The sequence below is a fragment of the uncultured Subdoligranulum sp. genome (genome assembly GCF_937890665.1).
Genome location: NZ_CALADU010000128.1, coordinates 1 through 6,826 on the forward strand (window position 1 = coordinate 1; position 6,826 = coordinate 6,826).

Genomic DNA, 6,826 nt, shown 5'->3' on the forward strand with positions numbered 1-6,826 from the left:
TAGTTGCGGATCTTGCGCTTGAGGCAGACGTCCGTCACCAGACCATAGCCGGTCTCGGGATCGATGCGGGGCATGTTCCCGGCATCCGGGTCGCCGTTGGGATTTCCGTTCATTACGTCGAAAAGAATAACGAAATCATAGCGATTCTTGATAGCTTCAGACATGGTTACTGTTCCTCCTTCTTATTCTTGGCAGTATAACGGGCCTGGGTCTCGTGATAATAACCGATCTGGAAGGCGCTTTGCTCCGGCAGGCTCATGCGGGCGGGCAGGGTCTGGGTGATGCGGCCGTTGAGTTCGGTGATCTTCTCGTTGTAATATTTGGCAAGGCCGCCGTCCAGCTTGCCCAGATGCTTTTGCGCCAGATTGATAAGCAGCGGGAACACCGTGGCCGGTGTGGCGGACGCGGAGTTGAAATAACGGTCCTTGATGGTGGTGTTGATGCCGGGATTGGCGCTTTGCTGCAAACCTTCCAATACAGCAAACAACCGCCCCAACACATAGGGAAGATACGTGCTTTGTTCATTGAGTTGCATGGTCATGACCTCCTTGATCTGCGCGTTTTGGCTGTTGCGCAGATAGTATGCTTTGGTAATGGCAGCCTGCCCGCGGGATACGTTATGCTCTGCGCGGATACGCAGGACAACGCCGTCCAGCAGCGTGGCGGGATAACGTGTGCCGTTCAGCACGCAAAGCAGCAGATCGCCAGCCAGACGAGGATTGGGCTCTGGCGGGCGTGCGCCGGGGGCGGGCTTGCGGACGGTTTCCTGTACCAGCCGCCAGATGGGGAGCGTGGCAAACTTGTCATAAGAGGGGCGGATGATCTCCAGCTCTTTATAATGTTTTGCCACATTGCGGGCCAGCGTGCCGAAGGTGTTTTGCCAGAAAAAGCGCACCGACAGACGTGCCGCGTTGGGAGCCAGCCCGAGTACATAAAAGCGTGTGGCGGGATCCAGGCGATGCTCCTGCCAATCAACAGGTTCGCCTTTTGCCAGTGTGTGAAATACGTTCAGAATGTCTTTTTCCGTATAGGAATCGTTGAACAGCCCCGCAAGGAAGCAATCCTGGTAGGCGGTTTCGCCGCCGGACGCCCAGCAGAGGATGGTGGTATCGCCCACCCGTTTTACATGATCCCGGTCGGCCAACAGGGCGTTGAGCGCCGTGGTATAGGCAAAGGCCGCATATTCACTGACGGGGGCGTTGGCGCCCTGCTCATGGTCGTAAGAGCAGAAGGACTGTGCATTGAAGGAAACCAGCGAAGCGCCGACGCTTTGCGCACCGGCGACCCCCTTGATGGCGGGGTGCAGACGGGCGAGTGGTCCCTGGCGGCCGGTGACCAAGCAGCGGACTGGCTCGGCATCCTGATCGCTGGATTCGTAGTGCTGTGTCCAAGCATTTGCAATAACAGGGTCCTGTGTGACCGGCGCATTGTTATACCAGAATACCAGGTTGCCGCCTTTCAGCAGGTCCTCCCAGTCTTCCTGTAGAACAGGAAGGTCTGCGGCCTGCGTTGGGGCCCAGGTTTCAAAAAAGCGGAGGACAGCCCGTGCGGCGGGGGTGTCGGCGTCTTGCAGCAGTTCCCTGTGCAGTGTTTGGGCGGCGGCAAAACATTCGGCGGTTCGTGTTGGCTTGCCTTTGGCGTCCACGCCCAGCAGATAACTGCTGTTGTCGCACAGAAAGTTGGCGCGCGGACCCGAACTGCGTTTGACAGGGGAGGGGACCAGGAGGGACTGGGGGACCAAAACGGTCTTTTTGCCGCGAGGTTCTTCCTGCTGCAAATGAAGTAACTGCGTCAATTCTCCGTCCGCATTGAGCACCAGGCCGTAGCTTACACGTGCCTGGCTCCACCCGGGACGGTCGGCTTTGCCTTGGGCCAGCAGGTCCTCGTAACACTGTGTCAGTGCTTGCAGAATCATCGGAACACCTCACAATCCCGTGTGTCCAGCACCCCGTGTTCCAGTTTGGCCCGGAAATAGGTGGGTGTGATGTTTTGGTGGTCTGTGTAGTCGAAGTCGTACAGCATCAGACCCAAATCGCGGGTTTCCTCGATGGTGGGGATCGGTCCGCCCGGCCAGCGTTGGAAGGCGGCGGGAAATTCCCGGCAGCCGAAATAGGGGGCATGGAAACACTGCCCGCGTTCCATCCGGCGGGTAACGATGTCCTGGAACTTTCCGGGGTTGTCCGAGGGGGCGGCTTTGTCCGTCATCTCGAAATGGGCTTCGATCACATAGTGGACATCCTGCAACAGCAGCGAAGCCCGCTGGACGATCTCCTGCGAGGTGGCAAGAAACAGCGGCTGCCCGCCGCCCTGCGCAGCCTGCCGGGCGTTGCGGCTGGAAATTTTGCTGGCGACCTCGTTGCGGCGGACACTGACAAAGCGAATGGGGTTGAGAACATAAATTTTGTCGATGTGCCAACGAAGACCGGGGTGGAAATAGACGGCCTCCACGATGCCCCGCGCCGCGGAGGGCGTGAGGACATCATAGGATACTCTTTCCACTTTTAGTTCCGGCCTCGAACAGAGGGCATAAGGCCCCCAGACTTCCAGTTGGATCATAGGCGTTCCACTCCTTTCAATAACTTTTTTCTATTGAATATGTTTTAAATATTCCTGTGAGATGATTATACTGCTGCAAAGAGGGAAAAGTCAATCATGAATTTACAAAAAAATGCAAATCGACTGCTTTTTGGAGGGGTGCTGCATTTTATGCCGGGATTTTGGGCGCTTTGTATAGAAGCAGATCCATTCGCACGTTGTATTTTCCCGGCAGGTTGGGTATAATAAAAGCGGTCAGCGAAAGCTGTGGGTAGAAAATATTGTATATGGTTTTCGGTTTTAGAATTGTGGCGGCAAGGGTGCATCTTGTCGCCCTTTTCTTTTACTGAAAGATCCCTTTCCCGGTCTCTACGTTCAGGGACAGGCCGGTCTGGCGGTCATACAGCGAAAGATCGGTCAAAATGTAGCTGTCTGTATCGGCGGGTTCCGCGGCGCCGGCTGCCAGAAGTTTTTTCAGGTGTTCCGGGTAGATGTTGACGGCATACTGCCCCAGCTGGCGGTATAAGCTGCGGCTGACGTCCCCGGCGCGAAGGCGCTCCACCAAGGCCGCCCCCTCATCTACGGGCAAGTATACGGTGACCGTGGCAGTGTCGATCAGATGGAACATTTCCGCCACGGTAGCAAAGGGAAACATGCGCCCTTCAAAACCAGTACGGAAAGCGTCCAGAATTTGGTGCTGGTCCAGCGAAGCGTCTCCCTTTACGGCACGGTAAAAGGAAAAATAGCTTTCAATGGCTTCGGGCTGCGCGGGATCGGGGAAGGTATCCAGAACATGGCGGGCGGAATCCACATTGGGGCGGATCATGGCGGGCGTGCGCTGCCCCTCCAGACGGAAGATGGTAACAATACTTTCAGCGACCGGGCGTTTTCCCTCCCGGTTGCAGCGCCCGCCTGTTTGCAGGATGGAATCCAACCCGGCTTCCTCCCGCCAGGCGGAGGGGAAGTCCACGTCGACGCCCGCTTCGATCAGGGAGGTGGAGACTACACGGCAGGGCAGACCTTGCAGCAGGCGGGAGCGGATCTCTTTCAAGAGCCGTTTGCGGTCAGCGGGGCAAAGCAGCGTGGTCAGGCAGTAACGGCCTTCCGGTTCCAGCATGGCATACAGCCGTTGGGCGGTGGCACGGCGGTTCACAACGCAGAGGGTCTGCGGCAGGCCGTTCAGGCGGGCGGCAAGCTCTGCTTCGGTCAATTCCCCGGCATTGCGCAGGGTGGTGCGGCGGAAAAAATCGTACAAGGCTTGGGTGCCCGGGCAGATCTCCTGCATGGTAAGGGCAGGCGCTAATTCGGCAAAGAGCGGTTGCAGCGCAGGTTGGGTGGCCGTACACAGGACCGCAGTGACGCCATAATACTGCACCAACTGCCCAATAGCCGCCACGCAGGGGCGCAGATAACTGACAGGGAGCGTCTGTGCTTCGTCAAAAATAACGACACTGTCCGCGATGTTATGCAATTTGCGGCAGCGGGAAGAACGATTGCCGTACAGAGATTCAAAAAACTGTACAGCAGTGGTGACGATGACAGGGGCGTCCCAGTTTTCGGTGGCCAGTGCTTTACGGTACAGCGCCGGGTCTACATCGCCTTCCGGGACAGAGTAATCGACACCGGCGTGATGTTCGATCACGTTTTCGTCTCCCAGAATTTTGCGGAACACATCGGCGGTCTGGTCAATGATGGATGTGTAGGGAATGACATAGATGATCCGCTTTTTCCCGCGTGCCGCCGCGTGTGCCAGCGCGAAAGCCAGGGAGGAAACCGTCTTGCCGCCGCCGGTAGGAACGGTCAGCGTATACAGGCCGGCGCGGCAGGAACCGCCGGTTTGCAGGCAGGTGCGCAAAATATCGCAGCGTTTGCGGTTCAGTTCGGTTTTGGCATCCCACCAGGGGGCAATGTACTGCTGCAACTTTTCTAATAGAAGGGCTGGGGGCTCGTAATTGCCGCGGGGTGCGGCGCTGCCTGCCATAAAGGTTTCGGTATCCAGATAGTCCGCGTCCACGAGACAGGAATACAGCATCCGAATATAAAAGGATTCGGACAAATTATCGATGGGAATTTGCCGGGGATGAACGGCGGCAGGGATCTGGACTTCTTTGCGCCAGGCGGCTGCGTCTGGCAGATCCGTTTTCTTTAGCCGTCCAAACAATGTCCCTGCACCGGCGGCGTCAGTCTGTGCGCCCCCATCGGGCAGACCTCCGTGGTGACCAGCTATAACGAAGGCGGTCTCAAATTGCCGTAGATGAAAAAAGGCTTCCACCGCGCCAGCGGTGGCGTGATCGACTTTGGGGCCGCCGTGTAGCCGCTTTTGAAATTCGTGGCTGAATTTACCTATGTCATGCAGCATGCCGGACTGGCGGCCCTGTTCGCGGCCGCCGAAAGGCGCTGCAAATTCTGCCGCTAAATCGGCGGTACCCTGTAGATGTTCCTTCACGCTTTGTGCGCGCAGGCCATCTTCTGAAATGTGAGCGAGGAAAACATCGGGGTGTTCCATGCTCAAAAACCTCCTTCACAGAGAACTGGTTTTCTTTTAGACCCAGTATAGCACAAAAGGTGTGCTATAATCAGGACTTCTGGCGGGAAAACGGGGAACGGGCCGATTTTTGTAGGAAACACCAAACAGAAAGAAGAATCATTGTACAAACAGGCGAACTCCCGTGCAAAACAAAACGTCCTATAAAGAAAGCGCGGCGAAATATACAGCGCACGTCCCGCATAAGTATTGACCGGAGTGAAAGAGGAACGGGGGCGTATGAGGGGATGGATGCACCGACGGTCACGATTCGATTTGCAGAAGAAAAGGATGCCCCGACACTGGAAGCGTGCCTGGAACGGCTGGTCGCCAATCTGAGCGGGAATACGCCGGAGGACCCTGCCTTATGAAGCGCCCCGGCGGGCAGACAGCACAGGGAATGGCGGCGGCCATCTATCTGCGTCTGTCATCGGCGGACGGCCCGGCGGCGGAATCGGATTCTATCCAGAACCAGCGCGCCTTCCTGTGGGAGTGGGCGGGGCAGCACGGTTTTTCGATCCAACGGGAATTTGTGGACGATGGCCATACAGGTACAGATTTTGAGCGTCCGGGGTTCCAGGCGTTGGAACACTGTCTGCTTGACGGCAGCGTCCGGTGTGTGATCGTCAAGGACCTTTCCCGTCTGGGGCGCAACTATGCCGAAACCGGGCGGTATCTGGAACAGATTTTTCCACGGCTGGGCGTCCGCTTTATCGCGGTCAACGATCAGTACGACTCGTCCGGGAATACCGACAGCGTGCAACAGATGGCGGTGTTCAAGAATGTATTCAGCGATCTTTACGCCGCTGATGCCAGCGCCAAGGTGCGGACTTCGCTGGGCATCCTCAAACGGCAGGGAAAATTCCTGGGGCGGCAGGCTCCCTATGGGTACCGCATTGACCCGGCGGACAGATATCATCTGTTGCCGGATGAGGAAACAGCACCCACGGTACAGCGCATCTTTTCGCTGTTTCTGGGTGGGAATAGCCGTACCCGGATCGCCCATATGCTCAACAGCGAACAGATCCCGTCCCCGGCGGCCAGCAAGCAGATGAGGGACAGCAGCCGCCGCTTCACCGGCCTTTGGAATGCCGAGAGCATCCGGCGCATCCTGTCCCACCCGGTCTATCAGGGAGATATGGCCCAGCAGTTTACCCGGACCGTGAATTACAAGGTCCATCTGCGCCGCCGTGTCCGGCCCGAAGACTGGATCGTGGTACAGGGGACTCATGAACCGCTGGTGAGCCGCGAAGATTTTGCGCAGGCGCAGGCAATGTTGCAGGTGCGTACATACGCAGCCCACGGCCAGCCGCACCTGTTGACCGGCGTTGCCCGCTGCGCCGACTGCGGCAGTCCGCTGTACGCCAAAAAGCGGGGCGGCTACTGGTATCTGAACTGTTACGGTTACTATCGTGATCCTGCGGCCCGGCGGTGTACGTCCCACAGTATTCGGGAGGACGCGGTATTGCAGGCGGTGCAGGACAGCCTGCGCACGCTGGCACAGGGGCGGGTGGACCCGGCTGCAATGGCACGCCGATGTGCGGCCAGCCGGGGGAAAAGGCGGGACCTCGAAAACCTGCGCCGCAAACTGGAATGCAGGCAGGAAAACGCCCGCCGCACGCGCCTGTGCGCTTATAAAGACAAGGCGGAGGGACGGCTCACGGCAGAGGAATTTGACTACATCACGCAGGAACTTCGGCGGGAGGAAACACGGAGCCAAAAGGAACTGGACCGCCTTTGCCGGGAAGCGGACCCGGTGGAACAGGA

Annotated in this window: 7 protein-coding genes; 3 read left to right on the forward strand and 4 right to left on the reverse strand. The window is 57.9% G+C overall.

Going from position 1 to position 6,826, the window contains the following annotated elements:
- From Q0526_RS07695 to cas5c, 3 genes are all read right to left on the reverse strand, one after another.
- A partial coding sequence (locus Q0526_RS07695; protein ID WP_298732248.1) for a type I CRISPR-associated protein Cas7 occupies positions 1 to 164 on the reverse strand: 164 nt, incomplete at its 3' end.
- 2 nt (positions 165 to 166) lie between these two features.
- Positions 167 to 1,915, reverse strand: a complete 1,749-nt coding sequence (gene cas8c, locus Q0526_RS07700) for a type I-C CRISPR-associated protein Cas8c/Csd1 (RefSeq protein WP_298732236.1) — start codon at positions 1,913 to 1,915, stop codon at positions 167 to 169.
- A complete protein-coding gene (cas5c, locus tag Q0526_RS07705) occupies positions 1,912 to 2,556 on the reverse strand; it encodes a type I-C CRISPR-associated protein Cas5c (protein ID WP_298732238.1) in 645 nt (214 codons plus the stop codon). The genes cas8c and cas5c overlap by 4 nt, the downstream gene beginning before the upstream one ends.
- A 96-nt stretch (positions 2,557 to 2,652) precedes the next feature.
- On the opposite strand from cas5c, the gene Q0526_RS07710 reads away from it, so the two are divergent.
- Complete coding sequence (locus Q0526_RS07710) at positions 2,653 to 2,781, forward strand: hypothetical protein (RefSeq protein ID WP_298732240.1); 129 nt, start codon at positions 2,653 to 2,655, stop codon at positions 2,779 to 2,781.
- 97 nt (positions 2,782 to 2,878) lie between these two features.
- Here the strand turns inward: Q0526_RS07710 and Q0526_RS07715 are convergent, their stop codons facing one another.
- The gene (locus Q0526_RS07715) at positions 2,879 to 5,041 is read right to left on the reverse strand and encodes a CRISPR-associated endonuclease Cas3'' (RefSeq protein ID WP_298732242.1); all 2,163 of its coding nucleotides are present in this window, start codon (positions 5,039 to 5,041) and stop codon (positions 2,879 to 2,881) included.
- A 266-nt stretch (positions 5,042 to 5,307) separates the two neighbouring features.
- Here Q0526_RS07715 and Q0526_RS07720 point away from each other — a divergent pair, with 266 nt between their 5' ends.
- Positions 5,308 to 5,430 (forward strand): hypothetical protein, encoded by a 123-nt coding sequence (locus Q0526_RS07720; RefSeq protein WP_298732244.1) that lies wholly within the window; start codon positions 5,308 to 5,310, stop codon positions 5,428 to 5,430.
- A partial coding sequence (locus Q0526_RS07725; RefSeq protein WP_298732246.1) for a recombinase family protein occupies positions 5,427 to 6,826 on the forward strand: 1,400 nt, incomplete at its 3' end. The genes Q0526_RS07720 and Q0526_RS07725, both read left to right, overlap by 4 nt.